This is a genomic window from Massilia sp. Mn16-1_5 (genome assembly GCF_004798585.1).
Lineage (GTDB): Bacteria > Pseudomonadota > Gammaproteobacteria > Burkholderiales > Burkholderiaceae_D > Telluria.
On sequence record NZ_PPXQ01000013.1, the window covers coordinates 93,582 to 112,325 of the forward strand.

16 protein-coding genes and 2 tRNA genes are annotated in these 18,744 nt (G+C 64.0%); 10 read left to right on the forward strand and 8 right to left on the reverse strand.

All coding sequences use genetic code 11. The features are described 5' to 3' along the window. Positions 1-291 precede the first annotated feature (291 nt). The gene (gene gstA, locus C2862_RS16710) at positions 292-897 is read left to right on the forward strand and encodes a glutathione transferase GstA (protein ID WP_136221269.1); all 606 of its coding nucleotides are present in this window, start codon (positions 292-294) and stop codon (positions 895-897) included. 61 nt (positions 898-958) lie between these two features. Then, positions 959-1,525, forward strand: coding sequence for a DUF1697 domain-containing protein (locus C2862_RS16715; protein ID WP_136221270.1), 567 nt, complete (start codon positions 959-961; stop codon positions 1,523-1,525). 25 nt (positions 1,526-1,550) lie between these two features. On the opposite strand, the gene C2862_RS16720 is transcribed toward C2862_RS16715, so the two are convergent. Then, the gene (locus C2862_RS16720) at positions 1,551-1,808 is read right to left on the reverse strand and encodes a hypothetical protein (protein ID WP_136221271.1); all 258 of its coding nucleotides are present in this window, start codon (positions 1,806-1,808) and stop codon (positions 1,551-1,553) included. Between the two features lie 576 nt (positions 1,809-2,384). On the opposite strand from C2862_RS16720, the gene C2862_RS16725 reads away from it, so the two are divergent. Further along, complete coding sequence (locus tag C2862_RS16725) at positions 2,385-4,343, forward strand: AAA family ATPase (RefSeq protein ID WP_136221272.1); 1,959 nt, start codon at positions 2,385-2,387, stop codon at positions 4,341-4,343. A 143-nt stretch (positions 4,344-4,486) separates the two neighbouring features. On the opposite strand, the gene ybaL is transcribed toward C2862_RS16725, so the two are convergent. After that, on the reverse strand, positions 4,487-6,199 hold the full coding sequence (gene ybaL / locus C2862_RS16730; protein ID WP_136221273.1) for a YbaL family putative K(+) efflux transporter: 1,713 nt from the start codon (positions 6,197-6,199) through the stop codon (positions 4,487-4,489). A gap of 167 nt (positions 6,200-6,366) precedes the next feature. Between ybaL and C2862_RS16735 the strand changes: the two genes are divergently transcribed. From C2862_RS16735 to C2862_RS16755, 5 genes are read left to right on the forward strand one after another with little or no spacing between them, the layout of a single operon-like run. Continuing rightward, complete coding sequence (locus C2862_RS16735) at positions 6,367-7,548, forward strand: lipid-transfer protein (protein WP_136221274.1); 1,182 nt, start codon at positions 6,367-6,369, stop codon at positions 7,546-7,548. 10 nt (positions 7,549-7,558) lie between these two features. Next, the gene (locus C2862_RS16740; RefSeq protein WP_229467474.1) at positions 7,559-8,704 is read left to right on the forward strand and encodes an acyl-CoA dehydrogenase family protein; all 1,146 of its coding nucleotides are present in this window, start codon (positions 7,559-7,561) and stop codon (positions 8,702-8,704) included. 10 nt (positions 8,705-8,714) lie between these two features. Next, positions 8,715-9,866, forward strand: coding sequence for a CaiB/BaiF CoA-transferase family protein (locus C2862_RS16745; RefSeq protein ID WP_136221275.1), 1,152 nt, complete (start codon positions 8,715-8,717; stop codon positions 9,864-9,866). Between the two features lie 32 nt (positions 9,867-9,898). Continuing rightward, positions 9,899-11,167, forward strand: coding sequence for a DUF445 domain-containing protein (locus C2862_RS16750; RefSeq protein WP_136221276.1), 1,269 nt, complete (start codon positions 9,899-9,901; stop codon positions 11,165-11,167). Between the two features lie 19 nt (positions 11,168-11,186). Further along, positions 11,187-11,507: a putative signal transducing protein gene (locus C2862_RS16755; RefSeq protein WP_136221277.1), complete on the forward strand. Its 321-nt coding sequence runs from the start codon at positions 11,187-11,189 to the stop codon at positions 11,505-11,507. Positions 11,508-11,555: 48 nt separating this feature from the next. Here C2862_RS16755 and C2862_RS16760 read toward each other — a convergent pair. The 5 genes from C2862_RS16760 to C2862_RS16780 all read right to left on the reverse strand — a co-directional run bounded on the left by C2862_RS16760 (position 11,556) and on the right by C2862_RS16780 (position 15,678). Next, positions 11,556-11,632, reverse strand: a tRNA-Met gene (locus C2862_RS16760). A 59-nt stretch (positions 11,633-11,691) separates the two neighbouring features. Then, positions 11,692-11,768, reverse strand: a tRNA-Met gene (locus C2862_RS16765). 80 nt (positions 11,769-11,848) lie between these two features. Further along, positions 11,849-12,811 carry a tRNA (adenosine(37)-N6)-dimethylallyltransferase MiaA gene (gene miaA / locus C2862_RS16770; protein ID WP_136221278.1) on the reverse strand — a complete coding sequence of 321 codons (963 nt, stop codon included), beginning with the start codon at positions 12,809-12,811 and terminating at the stop codon, positions 11,849-11,851. Between the two features lies 1 nt (position 12,812). Continuing rightward, a complete protein-coding gene (mutL, locus tag C2862_RS16775) occupies positions 12,813-14,708 on the reverse strand; it encodes a DNA mismatch repair endonuclease MutL (RefSeq protein WP_136221279.1) in 1,896 nt (631 codons plus the stop codon). Between the two features lie 55 nt (positions 14,709-14,763). Then, positions 14,764-15,678, reverse strand: coding sequence for a peptidylprolyl isomerase (locus C2862_RS16780; protein WP_136221280.1), 915 nt, complete (start codon positions 15,676-15,678; stop codon positions 14,764-14,766). A 162-nt stretch (positions 15,679-15,840) separates the two neighbouring features. Here C2862_RS16780 and C2862_RS16785 point away from each other — a divergent pair, with 162 nt between their 5' ends. Then, the gene (locus C2862_RS16785; protein WP_136221281.1) at positions 15,841-16,485 is read left to right on the forward strand and encodes a VTT domain-containing protein; all 645 of its coding nucleotides are present in this window, start codon (positions 15,841-15,843) and stop codon (positions 16,483-16,485) included. 130 nt (positions 16,486-16,615) lie between these two features. Then, positions 16,616-17,776 (forward strand): carbonic anhydrase, encoded by a 1,161-nt coding sequence (locus C2862_RS16790; protein WP_307723553.1) that lies wholly within the window; start codon positions 16,616-16,618, stop codon positions 17,774-17,776. 113 nt (positions 17,777-17,889) lie between these two features. Here C2862_RS16790 and C2862_RS16795 read toward each other — a convergent pair whose 3' ends face one another. Continuing rightward, on the reverse strand, positions 17,890-18,693 hold the full coding sequence (locus C2862_RS16795; protein WP_136221282.1) for a D-hexose-6-phosphate mutarotase: 804 nt from the start codon (positions 18,691-18,693) through the stop codon (positions 17,890-17,892). Positions 18,694-18,744 lie beyond the last annotated feature (51 nt).

Sequence of the window (18,744 nt, forward strand, 5' to 3'; positions counted from 1 at the left end):
ATGCCTTCGGTAAAGCCAGGCAGCGGCCCGGCGTCCTGAGCGACGCTGCGCCCGCTGCCTTTACTTTTTCGCGTCCCGCTGGCGCCTGCCTGCCGGATGCGTTGTCGTTTCTTTTCCTCCCCATCCTGACGCCCGGGACCTGACCCGCGCCTTGGGCGCCCGCCCCGGTACCGCATCCCTTTTCTGCACCGTCCCAAGCACCGCCACGCCGATTATTGTATTCTCGCCATGCTCCGCCGGTCCTGCCGCCCGTGCATGCCGGCGTCTCTTCTCATCAGATCAAGGACTTTCATGAAACTGTACTTCAGCCCTGGCGCCTGCTCGCTGTCTCCCCACATCATCCTGCTCGAGACCGGCCTGGACTTTAGCGCCGAGCGCGTCGACCTGCGCGAAAAGAAGACGGCCAGCGGCGACGACTACCGCGCCATCAATCCGAAAGGCTACGTGCCGGCGCTGGCGCTGGACGACGGCAGCCTGCTGACCGAAGGCCCGGCCATCGTCCAGTACCTGGCCGACCGCGTTCCAGGCGCGAACCTGCTGCCGCCCGTGGGCGACGCTGCGCGCTATCGCGTCATTTCCTGGCTCAACTACATTTCGACGGAAGTGCACAAGAACTTCAGCCCCCTGTTCAATCCGGCCGCCAGCGAAGACATGAAAGCCCACGCGCGCAAGATGCTGGCGCTGCGCATCGAACCGATCGCGGCGCAACTGGGCAAGCAGGACTATCTGGAAGCGCGCTTCAGCGTCGCCGACGCTTACCTGTTCACGGTGCTCGGCTGGGCCGACCGCGTGGGCGTCAGCCTGGCCGACTGGCCGCAACTGGCCGGCTACCGCGCCCGCATCGCTGCCCGTCCAGCCGTGCAGCAGGCGCTGCGCGCGGAAGGCCTGCTCAAGTAATAGGAAGTAACAGAAAGTAAGCGCAGCCCGCTCACCGCCCGGTGGGCGCTACCATGGCCAGATGACGAGTCAACGCTATATCGCCCTGATCCGCGGGATCAACGTCGGCCGCGCCAAGCGCGTGGCCATGGCCGACCTGCGCAAGCTGATCGGCGATCTCGGCTACCGCGACGTGCGCAGCGTCCTCAACAGCGGGAACCTCGTGTTCGCCGCCGATGGGGTGACGCCAGGCGCGGCGGCGGCCGCGATCGAAGAGCAGCTGGTGCTGAAACTGGGCGTGGCGGCCCGCGTCCTCGTGCTCAGCCGCGAGGAGCTGGCTACCGTCCTGGCCGAAAATACCTTGGTGGAACAGGCGAGCGACCATGCGCGCCTGCTGGTGTTCATCTTGGGCGATGCCGCCCTGCGTGACGCGATCGCGCCACTATGCGAGCAGGCATGGGGCAAGGAAGCGCTGGCGCTCGGCCAGCGCGCGGCCTATGTCTGGTGTCCGGAGGGCGTGCTGGCCAGCGCAGCGGCCACCGCGCTAGGTAAGCAATTGGGCGACACCACGACCTCGCGCAACTGGAATACCTTGTGCAAGCTCTATGCACTATGCGATGAGCCCGCAGCTACCCCGCCGGGCGCCTGAGAGATCGTCCAAGCACAAGGCCGTTCTATTTGAATTTTTCGTTGCTGTCCCGGCGTGCCCGGTAACCGAGCAAGATCAGGCCGACCAGCATCATGGCGAAGACCTCGGGTTCCGGCAGTTCGGAGAGTCCCGAGGGCAGGGCAAACGCCGACCAGGGACCGCCCTGTACCGTCGCGCCGGACTGATTGGCGCCCGCCGGTACCGCCACCAGGTCAATGACCTTCGCCTGGGCGATGCCGCTCAGCCCAAAGGCGAGCGCTGCTGCGAGTGCGAACTTGTTCACGATATTTCCTTCCAAGCCAACCTGCCGGTAGCGAAACGAGGAAAGTACGGAGCAGTGCAGGTGACAGCTGCAGGCGACACCTGTGCCAATCCAGCATAGCAAAGCCTTCGAAGAAACCGACGTTCGATACGTGTTGAAAACAGCTCTACGGCAAGTGTCTTAGACAGACGCGCGCCGTCGGCGCAGGGTGTGAAATAAATGCGACAGCAGGTCAATTCGACAATGGCAAGTTGTCAAGCATTTCGCTTCCGTTTGTTGAAACAATGCCCACTGCTTTCCAGGATGACCACGGCTTGCGCTGCATTTTTTGCCAAGCCTGCAATAAATAGCGTTATCAGGTTTTCCAGCTATGACATCGATCAAGAAATTTTAAGCGTGGCGTATACATCTGGGTTTTTTTTACGGGTATAGTCTCTCTATTCCTATTGCCTTAGGGCATCAAATTGATGTCGAACACACATGTTTGACACGCCACCGGCCTTCAAGAGCCGCCGCTGCTCCGATCGCTTTCTCGGAAACGCAACCGCTGTTTGCACTGTCGCATACGCGCACCCATACATTTGTAGAGTACCGATAATGCCCAACTTTGCCCGACTTCAGATTGCCTTCAAGAACGTTTATGTCCGCATCGCTGCCGCCGTCCTGCTGGGCGCGGCTACCGGTATCGCGATCTATACGGCCGACGCGCCGCAGGATCCGGCCCCGGTCGTTCATTCGCAAGACATTTCTGAAATCACCCGTCTGGCAGGCCAGAAGGACAAGCTCGATTACCTGATGGTGGCCAAGCCGCTGTCGGAGTCGCCGCGCTACGTCTTCAAGTTCAAGAACGCGCCGGAACTGCACGTGGTCAAGGTGCCGAGCACCTCGCACCTGAGCCTGGAGCGCGAAGTGCTGCTCAAGAACGCCATTCCCTATTCGATCGCCAAGGACGAATACCTGGCTTCGCACAAGGCCGTGCTCGACGAAGGCGGTTCGATGGGCGCCGCCGCGGGCGACTTCCTCAAGCGCCACGCCTTCGAGATCGTCCTGCTTCTGCTGATCGTGTACTGCCTGAAGTTCGGCATCCCGGGCATGGGTGCCAGCGCGACCATGATTTCCCCGGACAAGCTCAAGGGCAGCATGGACGACCTGATCGGCATGGAAGACATCAAGCAGGAAGTGCTGCACCTGGAAGACATGATCCGCAACCGCGACGAATACGCGTCGCACAACATCGACAAGCCTTTCAACGTGATGCTGACCGGTCCTGCCGGTACCGGTAAGACCAAGCTGGTCGGCTACCTGGCCAAGCGCCTGAACATGCCGCTGATCTCGGCCTCGGGTTCGGCCCTGGAATCGGGTTATGTCGGTGGCGGCTCGAAGGCCCTGAACGCCCTGTACCGCAAGGCGTGCGCCAAGGGTAAGTGCATCATTTTCCTGGATGAGGCGCAGAGCCTGTTCATGCCGCGCGGCCGCAGCGAAAAGAAGTGGGAAGACGATACCGCCAATACCCTGCTGGGCCTGCTGGACGGCGTCAAAAGCGACAAGGGCCAGGGCGTGATCTGGGTCGTCGCCTCGAACTTCGACGATGCCTCGACCGAAATGGACGAAGCGATGCTGCGCCGCTTCTCGGTCAAGATCAACTTCCGCCTGCCGAACAAGACCGAGCGCCGCGAATTGCTGCGCAGCTTCCTGTCGCGTAAAAAAGAAGGCCTGGTCGACTACAAGGACCTGGATCTGGATCAAGTCGCGGAAATTACCCAGAACCTGAGCCCGGCGCTGCTGGAAACCGTGGTCGAGCGCGCATCGATGCTGTCGATCCAGGAAAAGACGATCATCAATACCGATCTGCTGTTCCGTGCCTACGAGCGCGCCACGATCGGCCTGACCGACCGTGCCACCACCGCCGAAAAGCACAAGCAGCGCGAGCGCATCGCCCTGCACGAACTGGGCCACTTCTTCATGCAGATCGACCCGCACCTGCGCGCCGGCCTGACGCTGGACGAGGTGAAGGAAAAGTCGCACCTGCTGAAGATCTCGACCGAAGCCGTATCGAAGATCGGCGCGCTGGGCTACGTCCTGCAGTCGGGCGACGACATGTCGCTGCGCACGCTGGAAGAACTCGAGCGCGACGTGATCGGCCTGTACGGCGGCATGGCGGCCGAAGAGCTGTTCTACGGCGCCCGCGGCATCTCGGTCGGCGCCCAGAACGACATCGAGAAAGTCACCAAGATGCTGAACCTGATGGTGAACCGCCTGTCGATGTATTCGCGCTCGAAGATCGATTACAGCCAGCTTCAGAACGATGCCAGCGGCGAGCACACGCTGCGCCAGATGGAAGAGAAGGCCGATGAACTCTACAGCTACACGCTGGGCGCGATGCGCGACTACCGCGCGATGATCGAGTCGCTGAAGGATACGCTCCTCGACCAGTATGTGCTCTCGAAGGACGCCGTGTTCGCGCTGCTGGAAGAGCGCAAGGAACTGCTGCAGTTCGCACCGAAGCACGCGAACCTGAAGCTGTGCTCGGAGACTGGCGAGATGGTTGCCGCCTGATCCGGCATCTCTGAATAAAAAGCCCGCTGTGCGTTATACGCCAGCGGGCTTTTTTCGTCGACCGATACGTACGACATGGTGGGCACGGGGCGCCCACCCTACGGTAGGGTGGGCGCCCCGTGCCCACCAGTGCGTGCGCTGCCTCAGTGCGCGTGTTCCTTCTTCTCCAGCGTCTCCATCACATACCGCGTCATGCTCCCCGCCAGCTCGTGCTCGCCCAGGAAGACCTTGCCGCCGGTTTCCTTGCGCAGCAGCTCCGCCTCTTCTTCGTTATGGGTGCGCACCACACAGCGGATCGTCGGATTGAGCATCTTCGCCGTCTCGACCATCGTGCGCACGTGGAAGGTGTCGGGCGTGGCGATCACCAGCACCGAGGCGCGCGCGATGTGGGCCTGGATCAGGACCGCCGGTTCGGCCGCGTTGCCGACCACCGCCGGCTGGTCGCGGCGGCGCAGCGCTTCGACCAGTTCGCGGTTCTGCTCGGCGACGACGAAGTGCACGCCCTGGGCCGTCAGCTCGTCGGCGATGCGCCGGCCTACGCGGCCGAAGCCGACCAGCACCACCTGGCCCGTCAGGCGCTCGTGCGGCACCGACATCGGCAGTTCGGCCAGCGGATCGGGCGAGGCCTCCATGTTGCGCACGGCCTGCGAATTGGCGCGCAACCAGCGCTGCAGCGGTTCGATCGCCGTGAACAGCAGCGGGTTGACCGCGATCGAGATGATGGCGCCAGCCAGGATCAGGCTTTGTCCCTCCTGCGGCATCAGTCCCAGCGAAATGCCGAGTGCCGCCAGGATGAAGGAGAATTCACCGATCTGGGCCAGGCTGGCCGAGACCGTGATCGCGGTATTCAGTGGATAACGCAGGGCCAGCACCAGTAGCATCGCGGCGATCGACTTGCCGAAGATGATGACGAGGACCACGCCCAGCACCTTCCACGGGCTCTGGATCAGTACCATCGGGTCGAACAGCATGCCGACCGAGACGAAGAACAGCACCGAAAATGCGTCGCGTAGCGGCAGCGACTCTTCGGCGGCGCGGTGCGAGAGGTCCGATTCACGCAGCACCATGCCGGCGAAGAAGGCGCCCAGCGCGAACGAGACGCCGAACAGTTCGGACGAACCGTAGGCGATGCCGACTGCGGCGGCGATGACGGACAGCGTAAACAGTTCGCGCGACGCGGTCTTGGCCACGCGCCACAGGAACCAGGGGAAGACCTTGCGCCCGACGATCAGCATGAAGGCCACAAAAGCCCCGACCTGCAGCAAGGTCTTGCCGAGGGCGGCCAGCAGCGACGCATCTGCTCCCCCGGCGCCTTCGGCACCCTTGCCTCCGAGCGGACCGGCCAGGGCCGGCAAGAGCACCAGCACCAGCACGGTCACGAGGTCTTCGACCACCAGCCAGCCGACCGCGATGCGGCCGTTCATCGAGTCGAGGATGCCGCGCGCTTCCAGCGCGCGCAGCAGCACCACGGTGCTGGCCACCGACAGGGCCAGGCCGAACACCAGACCGGCGCCCAGGCTCCAGTCCCAGAACCAGGCCATGCCAATGCCCATCAGGGTCGCCACCGCGATCTGCAGCACCGCGCCGGGCAGGGCGATTCTCCGCACGTCGAGCAGGTCGCGCAAGGAGAAATGCAGGCCGACTCCGAACATCAGCAGCATCACACCGATTTCAGCCAATTGGGAGGCCAGCGACACGTCGGCAACAAAGCCCGGCGTCGCCGGTCCGATGACGATGCCGGCCGCCAGGTAACCGACCAGGGCCGGCAGTTTCAGGCGCACGGCAATCATGCCGAACAGGAGGCCGAAGCCCAGGGCGGCGGCGATGGTGGTGATCAGACTGAGTTCGTGATGCATGCAGTACAGCTCCTTATCAAGGTGGAATCGTACGAGTATAAGGCACGTTGACGGCACGGCCGGAAAATAGAGGAGGGCCTCGAAGGCCGGGCCGATCCAGCGCCGCTTTGGCTGGCTATAATCGATTCAATAAAAGCCACAGGCTAAGAACACACACAGGAGACAGCATGAACAAGGCATACGTCACGGGCGTCGGCATGATCCCCTTCGCCAAGCCGGGCGCGAGCGCCCCGTACCACCTGATGGCCGCCGAGGCCGCGCGCGCGGCCCTGCAGGACGCCGGCATCGACTACGCCGACATCGAACAGGCTTACGTCGGCTACGTCTACGGCGACTCGACCTGCGGCCAGAAAGCCTTGTATGGCGTCGGCATGAGCGGCATCCCGATCGTCAACGTCAACAACAACTGCTCCACGGGCTCGACGGCCCTGTTCCTGGCGCGCCAGGCAATCGCCAGCGGCGCGCTTGAGTGCGTGCTGGTGCTCGGCTTCGAGCAGATGAGCCCAGGCGCCCTCGGCTCGGTCTTCACCGATCGCCCGACGCCTTTCGACGACTTCGACGCCGTCACGGATCGCCTGGTCGGCAAACCGGAAATCCCGCTGGCGCTGCGCTACTTCGGCGGCGCGGGACTGGCCCACATGGAAAAATACGGCACGCCTTTGGAAGCCTTCGCGCAGATCCGCGCCAAGGCCAGCCGCCACGCCGTCAACAATCCGCTGGCGCTATTTAAAAAGGAAGTCACGGCGCAGGACGTGCTGGACGCGCCGATGATCTGGCCGGGCGTGATGACGCGTTTGATGGCCTGCCCGCCGACCTGCGGTGCGGCCGCCGCGGTGCTGGTGTCGGAAGAGTTTGCGCGCAAGCGCGGCCTGCGCAGCGACGTCTTCATCGCCTCCCAGGCGATGACGACCGACCGCGCCAGCACGTTTGAAGCCAATGACATGATGCGCCTGGTCGGCTACGAGATGAGCCGCGAAGCGGCGAATAAAGTCTACCAGCAGGCGGGGATCGGTCCCGAAGACCTCGACGTCGTCGAACTGCACGACTGCTTCGCCCACAACGAGCTGATCACCTACGAGGCGCTCGGCCTGTGCCCGGAAGGCGGCGCGGACAAATTCATCCGCGAGGGCGACAACACCTATGGCGGCAAGGTCGTCACCAATCCATCGGGCGGCCTGCTCTCGAAAGGGCACCCGCTCGGCGCCACCGGCCTGGCCCAGTGCTTCGAGCTGACCCACCAGCTGCGCGGCAGCGCCGGCGCGCGTCAGGTGGACAACGCGCGCACGGCCCTGCAGCACAACCTGGGCCTGGGCGGCGCCTGCGTAGTCACCCTGTACCAGTCAGCCTAAGGAGCGGCGCATGGACTTGACGACGCCATCCTGGATGAACCCGGAACTGGAATCCTTCCGCGACGCCGTGCGCCGCTTCATCGCCACCGAAGTCGCCCCGCACGGCGAGCGCTGGCGCCAGCAGCAGCATGTCGACCGCGCGCTGTGGACGAAAGCCGGCGAGATGGGCTTGCTGGCCGCCGACATCCCCGAGGAATACGGCGGCTCGGGTGGCAACTTCGCCCACATGGCCATCGTCTTCGAGGAACTCGGCTATGCCGGCGACATGGCCTTCGGTTTGCACGTGCACGCCATCGTCGCCCACTACCTGCTGAACCAGGGCACCGAGGAACAGAAGCGGCACTACCTGCCCAAGCTCGCCAGCGGCGAGATGATCGCGGCGATCGCGATGTCGGAACCGGGCGCCGGCTCCGACCTGAAGGGCATCCGCACCACGGCCGTCAAGGGCAGCGACGGCTACCGCCTGGACGGCTCGAAAACGTTTATATCGAACGGCTACATGGCCGACCTGATCCTGGTGGTGGCGAAGACCGACCCGGCGGGCGGCGCCAAGGGCATCTCGCTGATGCTGCTCGAAACGAAGGACAATCCGGGCTTTCGCGTCGGCCGCATCCTGGAAAAGGTGGGGCAGAAGGGGCAGGACACCTGCGAGCTGTTCTTCGATGGCGCCCATGTGGCCTTGAACGGCGTGCTCGGCTTTGAGCCGGGCAGGGGCTTTGCCCAGCTGATGACGGAGCTGCCCTACGAACGCACCATCATCGGCGTCGCCGGCGTGGCGGCGATCGAGCGCGCGCTCACGCTCACGGTCGAACATGCGAAGGAGCGCAAGGCCTTCGGCCAGGCCCTGATCGAGATGCAGAACACGCGCTTCGTGCTGGCCGAGATCAAGACCGAAGCCACGGTGGCGCGCATCTTCATCGACCGCTGCGTGGAAGACATGCTGGCCGGCCGCATGGACACCGTGCGCGCCTCGATGGCGAAGTACTGGATCTCGGACCTGCAGTGCAAGGTGGTGGACCAGTGCGTGCAGCTCTTCGGCGGCTACGGCTACATGCTCGAATACCCGATCGCCCAGATGTACGTCGACGCGCGCGTTCAGCGCATCTACGGCGGCGCCAACGAGATCATGAAAGAAATCATCGCCAGGTCGTTATAAGGACTCGCTCATGCCCGGACCGCTCACTGGCATCAAAATCATCGAAATGGTCGGCCTCGGCCCCTGTCCCTTCGCCGCCATGATGCTGGCGGATATGGGCGCCGAGGTCATCCGCATCGACCGCAAGACGAAACCCGGCGCCGACAACCCGTTCCCGATGCTGGGCACGAAATTCGACGTCATGGCGCGCGGACGCCGCTCGCTCGCCCTCGACCTCAAGAAGCCTGAAGCGCGCGAGGTCGTATTAAAACTGGTGGAACAGGCCGACATCCTGATCGAAGGTTTCCGGCCCGGCGTGATGGAGCGCCTCGGCCTCGGCCCCGAGGCCTGCCAGGCGCGCAACCCGAAACTGGTCTTCGGCCGCGTCACCGGCTGGGGCCAGAACGGCCCGCTGGCGCAAGCGGCCGGCCATGACCTGAACTACATCGCCCTGTCCGGCATGCTGCACGCGATGGGCCGCGCCGACACGCCGCCAAACCCGCCGCTGAACCTGGTTGGCGACTTCGGCGGCGGCGCCATGATGCTTGCCTTCGGCGTCGTCTGCGCGGCGCTGGAAGCGAAGACCTCGGGCAAGGGCCAGGTGGTGGACGCCGCCATGACCGACGGCTCGGCGCTGCTGGGCGCGATGATGTACGGCCTGCGCGCCTTCGGCTCCTGGCTTGACGCGCGCGAAGCGAACATGCTCGATGGTGGCGCACCTTTCTACGATACCTATGCCTGCGCCGACGGCAAATTCCTGTCGGTGGGCGCGATCGAACCGCAGTTCTATGCCCAGCTGCTGGAGCTGAGCGGCGCGCAGGACTTCGACTTCCAGAAGCAGTGGAGCGTCAAACGCTGGCCGGAACTGAAAGCGAAGTTCGCGGCGCTGTTCGCCACCCGCACCCGCGACGAGTGGTGCACGGTCCTGGAAGGGACCGACGCCTGCGTCGCCCCGGTGCTCGACATGGCCGAAGCGCCCGCCCACCCGCACAATGCGGCGCGCGCCAGCTTCATCGAGATTGACGGCGTCGTGCAGCCGGCGCCGGCGCCGCGTTTCAGCCGCACGATGCCGCAGGCAGGGCAGGCTGCCGCCTCCCCGGGCCAGCACAGCGCCGCCGTGCTCGCGGACTGGGGTTTTGCCAATGAATCAATCGAAGCGCTGAAAGGCGCCGGAGTCATATAGGATTGCCACGGTAGAGCCAATACCGTGAGCATATGACGAAGGAACGCGAACTCGATCGATCGAAACGGCTGGCGCTGGGCTTTTTTGCCGGCGCCGCGCTGCTGTTTGTCCTCAGCTTTTTCCTGCCCCAGAACTGGTGGACGGGTTTAATCAAAGCGTTTGCGGAAGCGGCCATGGTCGGCGCCCTGGCCGACTGGTTCGCCGTGGTCGCCCTGTTCAAGCGGGTGCCGATCCCGATCGTCTCGCGTCATACCAACATCATCCCGAACAATAAGGTCAAGATCGCCGATAACCTGGCGCTGTTCGTGCACGAGAAATTCCTGGATACGGAATCGATCGTCCGCCTGATCCAGAAACACGACCCGGCGCAAAAGGTCGCCGACTGGCTGACCAAACCGGCAAATACCGAGCACATGGGCGGCTACCTGGTGAACACCGCGAGCTGGATGCTCGATTTCACCGAAGACGCGGCGGTTCAGAACTTTATGCGCAAGGCCGTGCACACGATGGTCGGCAGCGTCGATCTGTCCAAATCGACAGGCACCATCCTGGAAAGCCTGACCAAAGGCGGGCGCCACCAGGAACTCCTGAACGAAGGTATTTATCAGCTGGCGAAACTGCTCGACAACGAAGAAACCCAGGCCACGATCGCACAGGGGATCGTCGACTGGCTGAAAGACGAATATGCGCTGGTCGAGAAAATGCTGCCGTCCGAACTCATCGGCCGCAAAGGCGCCGACATCGCCGTCAAGCTGGCCTTCGGCATCCTGAACAAGGTAGCGAGGGATCCGGATCACCCGCTACGCCGCCGTTTCGACGAATTCACCGCGGACTTTATCGAGCGTTTGAAAGCCGATCCCCAGTTTGCAAGCAAGAGCGAGGAAATCAAGCATTACCTGCTCAACGACGACACGCTCAACAATTACCTGAAGTCCTTGTGGGGCGATTTAAAAGCCTGGCTCAAGAAGGACCTGGAAAGCGAGGACTCGACCCTGCGCCGGCGCCTGGAAGCGACCGGCGCCTGGCTCGGCAAGACCCTGGCCGAGGACCCGGCCCTGCGCCAGTCGCTGAACGACAACCTGGAAGGGGCGGCGCGGGCAGCGGCGCCGGAATTCGCCGGCTATCTGACGCGCCATATCGCCGACACGGTGAAGAATTGGGACAGCGCCGAGATGTCGGAACAAATCGAACTGAACATCGGCAAGGATCTACAATTCATTCGTATCAACGGCACGATCGTCGGCGGCCTGATTGGCGTGACCCTGTATTTGCTGTCGTCGCTGCCGGGATTGCTGCATTAACTCATCACGAGGAAGCACCATGGAACAGGCATTGAATGCATGGCTCGCCGCACACCCCGAGATCGAGGCGATTCCCGGCCGCGACCTGTTCATCGTCGCGCGCTACCTGATTCCGATGGAAGCGGCGCTGATGCAGGGCTGCATGGAGGCTTCCGGTATTCCCGCGGTATTGGCTGACGCCCATTTGATGCAGGCCGATCTGCTGTTGGCGCCGGCCCTGGGCGGCGTCCGGATCCTGGTGCCGGCCGCGTATGTGCAGCAGGCGTTGGCGACCATCGAGGCCTTCAAACGCGGCGAATTCGCGCTCGACGACAATACGGACGTGGGGGGCGTGGAATGAAAAAGCCGCCAGCTCTTGCGAGCGGGCGGCTTTTTCGACTACTGCGTTTGGTGGTGATAGGTGGACTTGAACCACCGACCCCAGCATTATGAGTGCTGTGCTCTAACCAGCTGAGCTATATCACCGAAACCTTCTAAAACAAAATGGCTCGACCCGTGAGCCAAGCCATTCGTCTACAAATTCTTGGTGGTGATAGGTGGACTTGAACCACCGACCCCAGCATTATGAGTGCTGTGCTCTAACCAGCTGAGCTATATCACCAAAGCGAACGACATTATCCAAGGCGCAGCCATCCCTGTCAAGGCTGCGTGCGCCAAACCGAGCAGTTTGTATCTGGCCTGTTATTTTTGCAAGCCGCGCACCTGAGTCAGGATCTCGCCGGTCGGGTCGGGGCCGAGGCAATCGACCACGATCCGGTCCGGCATCGCGCGCAGCCAGGTCAGCTGGCGCTTGGCCAGCTGGCGGGTGGCGATGATGCCCGTTTCGCGCAGGCCGGCGCGGTCGATCCTGCCGTCCAGGTAGTCCCAGCTCTGGCGGTAGCCGACGCAGCGCATCGAGGGCAAATTCGGCGACAAATCGCCCCGGGCGCGCAGGCGCGCCACCTCCGCGACGATGCCCGCATCGTCGGACTCGCCCAGCATCTGGTCGAAGCGCAGCGCGATCCGGCGGTGCAGCACCGCGCGGTCGGAGGGCTCCAATGCAAACGAGACCAGTTCGAAAGGCAGTTCGGGCTTTTCGCGCCGCGCCAGCAAGGACGACATCGGCTGGCCCGTCAGTTCGATGATCTCCAGGGCGCGGTTGATGCGCTGGGCGTCGTTCGGCGCCAGGCGCGCCGCCGTGACCGGGTCGAGCACCTGCAGTTTCGCGTGCATGCCGGGCCAGCCGATGCGCGCGGCTTCCTCGTCGAGCGCGGCGCGCACGTCTGCATCGGCCGTCGGCAGGTCGTCCAGGCCGTCGGTGAGACCCTTAAAATACATCATCGTGCCGCCCACCAGCAGCGGCAGCTTGCCGCGCGCGCTGATCTCAGCCACGAGCCGTAGTGTGTCATTCCTGAACTGCATCACCGAATAGGCGTCGAGCGGATCGATGATGTCGATCAGGTGATGCGGCACGGCGGCCAGTTCCTCGGGCGTGGGCTTGGCGGTGCCGATGTCCATCTCGCGGTACACGAGGGCGGAATCGACCGAGATGATCTCGCTCGGGATCTCCTGCGCGATGCGCAGGGCCGCCGCGGTCTTGCCCGACGCGGTCGGGCCCATGATCGCCACCGCCAAAGGCTTGGCGTCTTTGCTACGAACACTCATCTTATTGACCGCGCAGGAAAAGTTTGTCGAGCGCGGAGATGTCGAGCTGGACCCAGGTCGGACGGCCGTGGTTGCACTGGTCGGCGCGCTCGGTCTGTTCCATCTGGCGCAGCAGCGCGTTCATTTCCTGGGTTGACAGGATGCGATTGGCCCGCACGGCCGTATGGCAGGCGAGGGTGCCGAGCAGTTCGTTGCGGCGCTCGATCAGTACGCGCGAGCCGCCGAATTCGCGCACGTCGCGCAGCACGTCACGCGCCAGCGTCTGGGCGTCGGCATTCTTCAGCAGGGTCGGCACCGCGCGTACGGCCAGTGTGGTGGGCGAGATCGCGGCGATGTCGAAGCCCAGTGCCTGCAAGGTCTCCTGATGGTCGGTGGCGGTCGCCACCTCGATCGCGTCGGCGAAGAAGGTCACCGGAATCAGCAGCGACTGCACCTGCATGTCGCTGCCCTCGACCTGGGCGTCAAGCGCGTTTTTCAGTTGTTCATACAGGATGCGCTCGTGCGCGGCGTGCATGTCGACCAGCACCAGGCCCTTGGTGTTCTGGGCCAGGATGTAGATGCCGTGCAGCTGGGCCAGCGCGAAGCCGAGCGGGAAGTCGTCGTTGCTCGGCGCGCTGGACGGCACCGGCATCGGCGCCACCGAGGCTGACGATGCCGTCGGACGTGGCTCCGAGGCGAACAGCGCGCCGTAGGCTGCCGTGCTCTGGGCGACGCCATTCGTCGCCGGCGCATCCCAGCGGCTGCCCGGCGGGAAGGGAGAAGGCGAGAAGGTCGGCGCCAGCTGGGCGCCGAAGCTGGTCTGCTCGTGCGGACGGCGCCAGTCGGAGCCGGAAGACGATGAGGGCGTGATCTCGGCCGCCGTGATCGGCGCCGGCACGCTGCCATGGGCCGTGGCCGAAGTGGCCGCCAGCGCGCGCTGCACCGCGTGGAACACGAACTGGTGCACCGCGCGGCTGTCGCGGAAACGCACTTCGATCTTCGACGGGTGGACGTTGACGTCGACCAGGGCCGGATCGAGATCCAGCGCCAGCACATACGAAGGGAAGCGGTCGCCGTGCAGCACGTCCTGGTAGGCCGCGCGCACCGCGTGCACCAGCAGCTTGTCGCGGACAAACCGGCCGTTCACGTAGAAGAACTGGCCATCGGCGCGGGCTTTCGAGGCCGTCGGCAGACCGGCATAGCCGTACAGGCGCAAGGGGCCGGCCGCCTCGTCGATGGCGAGACGCGCCTCGGCGAAATCGCTGCCCAGGATCTGGGCGCTGCGGCGCGCCATCTCGCTTTCTTTCCAGTGGTCGATCGTGCGCCCGTTGTGGGTCAGGCTGAAGGACACGTCCGGCCGCGCCAGCGCGATGCGACGCACGACTTCGGCGCAATGGCCGTATTCGGTCTGTTCCGACTTCAGGAATTTGCGCCGTGCAGGCGTATTGAAGTACAGGTCCTGGACGTCGATCGTGGTGCCGCAGGGGCCGGAGGAGGGAGAGACGGTGCCCTGGTGCGAGCCGATGATTTCCCAGGCGTGCGGTGCGTCGCTTGTCCTCGAGGTGATCGACACCGCCGCCACCGAGGCGATCGAGGCCAGCGCCTCGCCGCGAAAACCGAGGGTGGACACGTTCTCGAGGTCGGTCAGCGAGGCGATTTTCGAGGTCGCATGGCGCGCCAGGGCCAGCGGCAGCTGGTCGGGCGCGATGCCGCGGCCGTTGTCGGTGATGGCGATGCGCTTGACGCCGCCTTCTTCCAGACGGATCGTGATCTGGGTCGCGCCCGCATCCAGCGCATTTTCCAGCAGCTCCTTCACCACGGCCGAGGGCCGTTCGACGACCTCGCCGGCGGCGATCTGCGAGATCAGCTGGTCGTTCAGCTGCTGGATGGGACGGTGGGTGGGGACGGGCGCATTCATGCAGCGATTATATCGCGCAGCCCCACCCGGAAAGCAGCACCTGTCTTATTTCTGCTTACTTGACTTCGCGCACCGGAATCGGCGCATTGCACAAGTCGATATGGCCGGCCGCGACCTTGGTCCATGGGCCGCCGCGGTTGCGCTGGGCTTCCACCACTTTCTGGTAGGTCGTGCTTTCGGTGCGCATGACTTCGAATTTGTTGCGCTCGGCTTCCGGCAGGTCGGCGGCGACGCGGAAGGCCTTGATCGGCACCTGCATCTCCGGCTTGTCGAAAAAGCCCATCGGGGCCGGGCCGCGCGCCACCGTCGACAGCAGCGGCATGCCCGACACGACGCGGCCGACCACGGTGATGTTGCGGTCCAGCTGGCGCGGCGCCTGGCCGGTGACGACGTACAGGGCGGTGCCGCCGCCGCTGTCGGCATCGGTGTCGCGTCCCACGCCGACCATCGCGTAGCAGTGGGCGAGCCAGGTTTCGCCCGTCTTCGGATCGCGTCCGACCGGGAAGCCGTTCGAATGGCCGACCTGGGGCGCGTAGCCGTCGACGTCCTTCAGGCGCGTGAACCCGCTGTCGCTCTTCATCGGCACCGTGAATTCGCCCTTCAGGGTCTTCTTCGCCTGTTTCGGTTCGCGTGGGTTCTTTTCGTCGGGGTCGCCCCACTGGACGACGAAATTGTCCTGCGAGCGCAGGATCGCGAGGCCGTCGAAATAATGTTCGCGTGCCAGCGCCTTGATATTGGCCGCGTGGTTCGGGGCAAAGGTGGGCGCCAGTTCGATCACGACGCGGCCGGCCGGCAAGTCCATGTACAGGGTGTTCTCGGGATCGAGCGCTCGCCAGTCGGCCGCCTTCGATTCCTTGATGATGTCGGCCGCGCTCGGCTTGGGCGGCAGCGGCTTCAGGGCGGCCGCCTGGACGCCCGATACCACCAGGGCCGTAATGACTGCGTGTGCTGCGATCTTGACTGCCTTCATTCCCGCTCCGGTTTTGTTATTAACGTTAAGTAATTGTAATGGTGAATCCAAACCTGTCTAAAAAACTTAACACTCACTTAAAAATGAAAGCGGCGCCGGCCGGCCCGGCGGTTTGGCGCCCCCGTCTGGTGGTATCATTTGGCGTTACCGTTTAGGAAAATTATGGATCTGATGGAATTTTTCGGCATGATTCTTCATGTCGATAAGACACTGGGAGTGCTGCTCGCCGAGTATGGCATCTATGTCTACGCTGTCCTGTTCGCGATCGTGTTTTGCGAAACGGGTCTGGTGGTCCTGTTTTTCTTCCCGGGCGATACTTTGCTCTTCATCGCCGGCGCCTTCTGCGCCACTGGCCAGATGAGTTATCCATTATTGATGGCCTTGCTCATAGTGGCGGCGGTCACGGGTAACACCCTGAATTACTACATCGGCGAAGCCGTCGGCCAGCGCATGTTCACGCAGAACTACCGCTGGATCAACAAGGACGCGCTGCACCGCACCCACGATTTCTTCGAAAAGCACGGCGGCAAGACTATCATCCTGGCGCGCTTCGTACCGGTGGTGCGTACCTTCGCCCCCTTCGTTGCCGGCGTGTCCGACATGACCCACTGGCGCTTCCAGCTGTACAACATCACCGGCGCCGTGCTGTGGGTGGCTAGCCTGGTGACTGCCGGCTACTTCTTCGGCAACATCCCGATCGTGCGCGACCACCTGACGGAAATCGTCCTGGTCGGCGTCAGCGCCGCGATCGTGCCGCTGATGATCGGCGGCCTGTACAAGTTCGGGCGCAAGGTGCTCAGCCGCTGATGACTCGCCGACAAGTCTGTTGATCGTATGACCAGCGCGCCGGATTTATCCGGCGCGTTTGCGTTTACGTGCTCAAGTTTCCATGCATCAGCGTCGTTAAGAGAGGGTGAATTCACTTCTGCCCACCTCCATGCGACACCTGATTGCCCTGTTTGCCACCAGCATCGTCATGCTCGGCGCAAGCGCCAATGAACCGGCCCACGGCACCAAGCCGGCGCCGGACGCCACGAAGACGGATGCCGCCGCCAAGCTCGCTGCCGAGCTGGCCAGGCCGGCCAAGGCCGTCGAAAAGGCCGAGAAGCCGGCTGCAGCGAAGGAAGAGAAAAAGGACGAGAAGTCCGCGAAGTTGCACGCGCCCCTGGTCGAGAAGCCGACCATCGACAAGTCGCTGGTGGAAAAGCCGGCCAAGGTCAGCGCCGCCACTGCCGACAAGGTCGCCGCCGCCGTTTCAACCAGCGAGGACGAGGACCAGGTCGACCTCTCGGTGAAGATCGCCGAACGCCTGGCCGAAATGCGCGCCAAGCAGGCCGCGCGCGCGGCCGCCGCCGCGAAGGCCCGCAAGGCCCTTGATGCCAAGCGCAAGAAGGAAGCGGCAATCGCGGCCGCGCCGAAGATCAGCAACCACTGGGATTACGACGGCGAGTTCGGCCCCGAGAACTGGGGCAAGATCAACCCGGCCTGGGCCCAGTGCGGCAAGGGCAACCGCCAGTCGCCGATCGACATCCGCGACGGCATGAAGGTCAACCTCGACGAGATCGATTTCGATTACCGTCCCTCGCGCTTCAGCGAGATCGACAACGGCCACACGGTGCAGGTGAATCTCGCCGGCGGCAATGCCATCAATGTCGGCAACGAGCGCTACGAGCTGGTGCAGTTCCACTTCCACCGCCCGTCGGAAGAGAAGATCAACGGCAAGGGCACCGAGATGGTGGTCCACCTCGTGCACCGCGGCGCGAAAGGCCAGCTGGCCGTGGTCGCCGTGCTGCTCGAACGCGGCAAGCCGAACGAGGCGATCCAGACCGTCTGGAACAACATCCCGCTGGAGAAGGGCCAGCTCGGTACCCCGGGCGTCGAGCTCGACCCACTCGAACTGCTGCCGAACCGCCGCGAGTACTATACCTACATGGGCTCGATGACCACGCCGCCCTGCACCGAAAATGTGCTGTGGATGGTGATGAAGCAGCCGATGACGGCCTCGCCGGCGCAGATGGCGCTGTTCTCGCGCCTGTATCCGCTGAACGCGCGGCCGCTGCAGGATGGCGGCGGGCGCATGGTCAAGGAATCGAATTAAACGTAGGGTGGACGGGTCTCCCGTCCACGCGTTCAACGCGCGTACGCATACCGCGCATCTCGATTTATCACCCGCTGCATGAACGCGTGGACGGCACAGCCGTCCACCCTACATCAGCTGACGTGATATTCGCCCCGCCAAGCCTCACCCGGCTGCAATACCTCTCCCTCCAGCCGGGCAGGCTCGATGCACACGAAGCGCCGGTATTCCTCGTCCGCCATGTCCGCCAGCGCCGCCGCATCCTCCGCACCCGGATTCCAGACCACGGCATCTGTAAAACCTTCCTGGCGCAGCGTCAGCACCACGCCGCCGTCGACCAGCGCCTGGCGCGGCGCCACGTTCTCGTACACGCGGTCGAACTTGTCGCTGATGACGAGTTCCTCGGTCTCCACGCCGTCGATGCGCACCGAGGCGATGTCGTCGACCAGGAAATAGGTATGCAGGGCGGCCGCGAAGGGGAAGGCCTCACCACCGGTGTTGCGCACTTCAAAGCGCATAGTCAGGTCGTTGGCCCGGATCGCCACCCGCAGCCGCAGCTCAAAACCATGCGGCCAGGCCTGCGCATGCTGCGGAGCCAGGTCATGCGGCGCCAGCGCGAACTCGGCGAAAGCCCAGCCCTCGTCGAGACCCTGGTCGGCCACGCGCCAGGTACTGGTACGCGCGAAGCCGTGGCGCATACCCGTGCCGCGCTCGGCGAATTGGGGAAAGATGACGGGCACGCCGCCGCGGATCGCTTTGCTGCCGTCGAGCGCCGACTTCGCGCTGCAGAACAGGCGCTCGCGCCCGTCGGCGCCGCGCCAGGAAATCAGGTGAGCGCCGTACAGGGTGATGCTGGCCTGGGCGCCATCGGGTGAAGTGAGCAGCAGGGCCGGCAGCTGGCCGAAGGTGGTGGCAATCGCGGCGTCTTGTTGGTTCATGTCGAAAACCTACGCGGTTCTGGGCCGCGTAGTATGCCACGGGCGCTGCCC

Bases quoted from the DNA above. Each gene is read 5' to 3' on its own strand.
- C2862_RS16785 (WP_136221281.1), top strand. From the start codon at position 15,841: ATGGATCTGATGGAATTTTTCGGCATGATTCTTCATGTCGATAAGACA.
- C2862_RS16735 (WP_136221274.1), top strand. From the start codon at position 6,367: ATGAACAAGGCATACGTCACGGGCGTCGGCATGATCCCCTTCGCCAAG.
- mutL (WP_136221279.1), bottom strand. From the start codon at position 14,708: ATGAATGCGCCCGTCCCCACCCACCGTCCCATCCAGCAGCTGAACGAC.
- C2862_RS16750 (WP_136221276.1), top strand. From the start codon at position 9,899: ATGACGAAGGAACGCGAACTCGATCGATCGAAACGGCTGGCGCTGGGC.
- C2862_RS16725 (WP_136221272.1), top strand. From the start codon at position 2,385: ATGCCCAACTTTGCCCGACTTCAGATTGCCTTCAAGAACGTTTATGTC.
- C2862_RS16795 (WP_136221282.1), bottom strand. From the start codon at position 18,693: ATGAACCAACAAGACGCCGCGATTGCCACCACCTTCGGCCAGCTGCCG.
- ybaL (WP_136221273.1), bottom strand. From the start codon at position 6,199: ATGCATCACGAACTCAGTCTGATCACCACCATCGCCGCCGCCCTGGGC.
- C2862_RS16790 (WP_307723553.1), top strand. From the start codon at position 16,616: ATGCGACACCTGATTGCCCTGTTTGCCACCAGCATCGTCATGCTCGGC.
- C2862_RS16745 (WP_136221275.1), top strand. From the start codon at position 8,715: ATGCCCGGACCGCTCACTGGCATCAAAATCATCGAAATGGTCGGCCTC.
- C2862_RS16740 (WP_229467474.1), top strand. From the start codon at position 7,559: ATGGACTTGACGACGCCATCCTGGATGAACCCGGAACTGGAATCCTTC.
- miaA (WP_136221278.1), bottom strand. From the start codon at position 12,811: ATGAGTGTTCGTAGCAAAGACGCCAAGCCTTTGGCGGTGGCGATCATG.
- C2862_RS16780 (WP_136221280.1), bottom strand. From the start codon at position 15,678: ATGAAGGCAGTCAAGATCGCAGCACACGCAGTCATTACGGCCCTGGTG.
- gstA (WP_136221269.1), top strand. From the start codon at position 292: ATGAAACTGTACTTCAGCCCTGGCGCCTGCTCGCTGTCTCCCCACATC.
- C2862_RS16755 (WP_136221277.1), top strand. From the start codon at position 11,187: ATGGAACAGGCATTGAATGCATGGCTCGCCGCACACCCCGAGATCGAG.
- C2862_RS16715 (WP_136221270.1), top strand. From the start codon at position 959: ATGACGAGTCAACGCTATATCGCCCTGATCCGCGGGATCAACGTCGGC.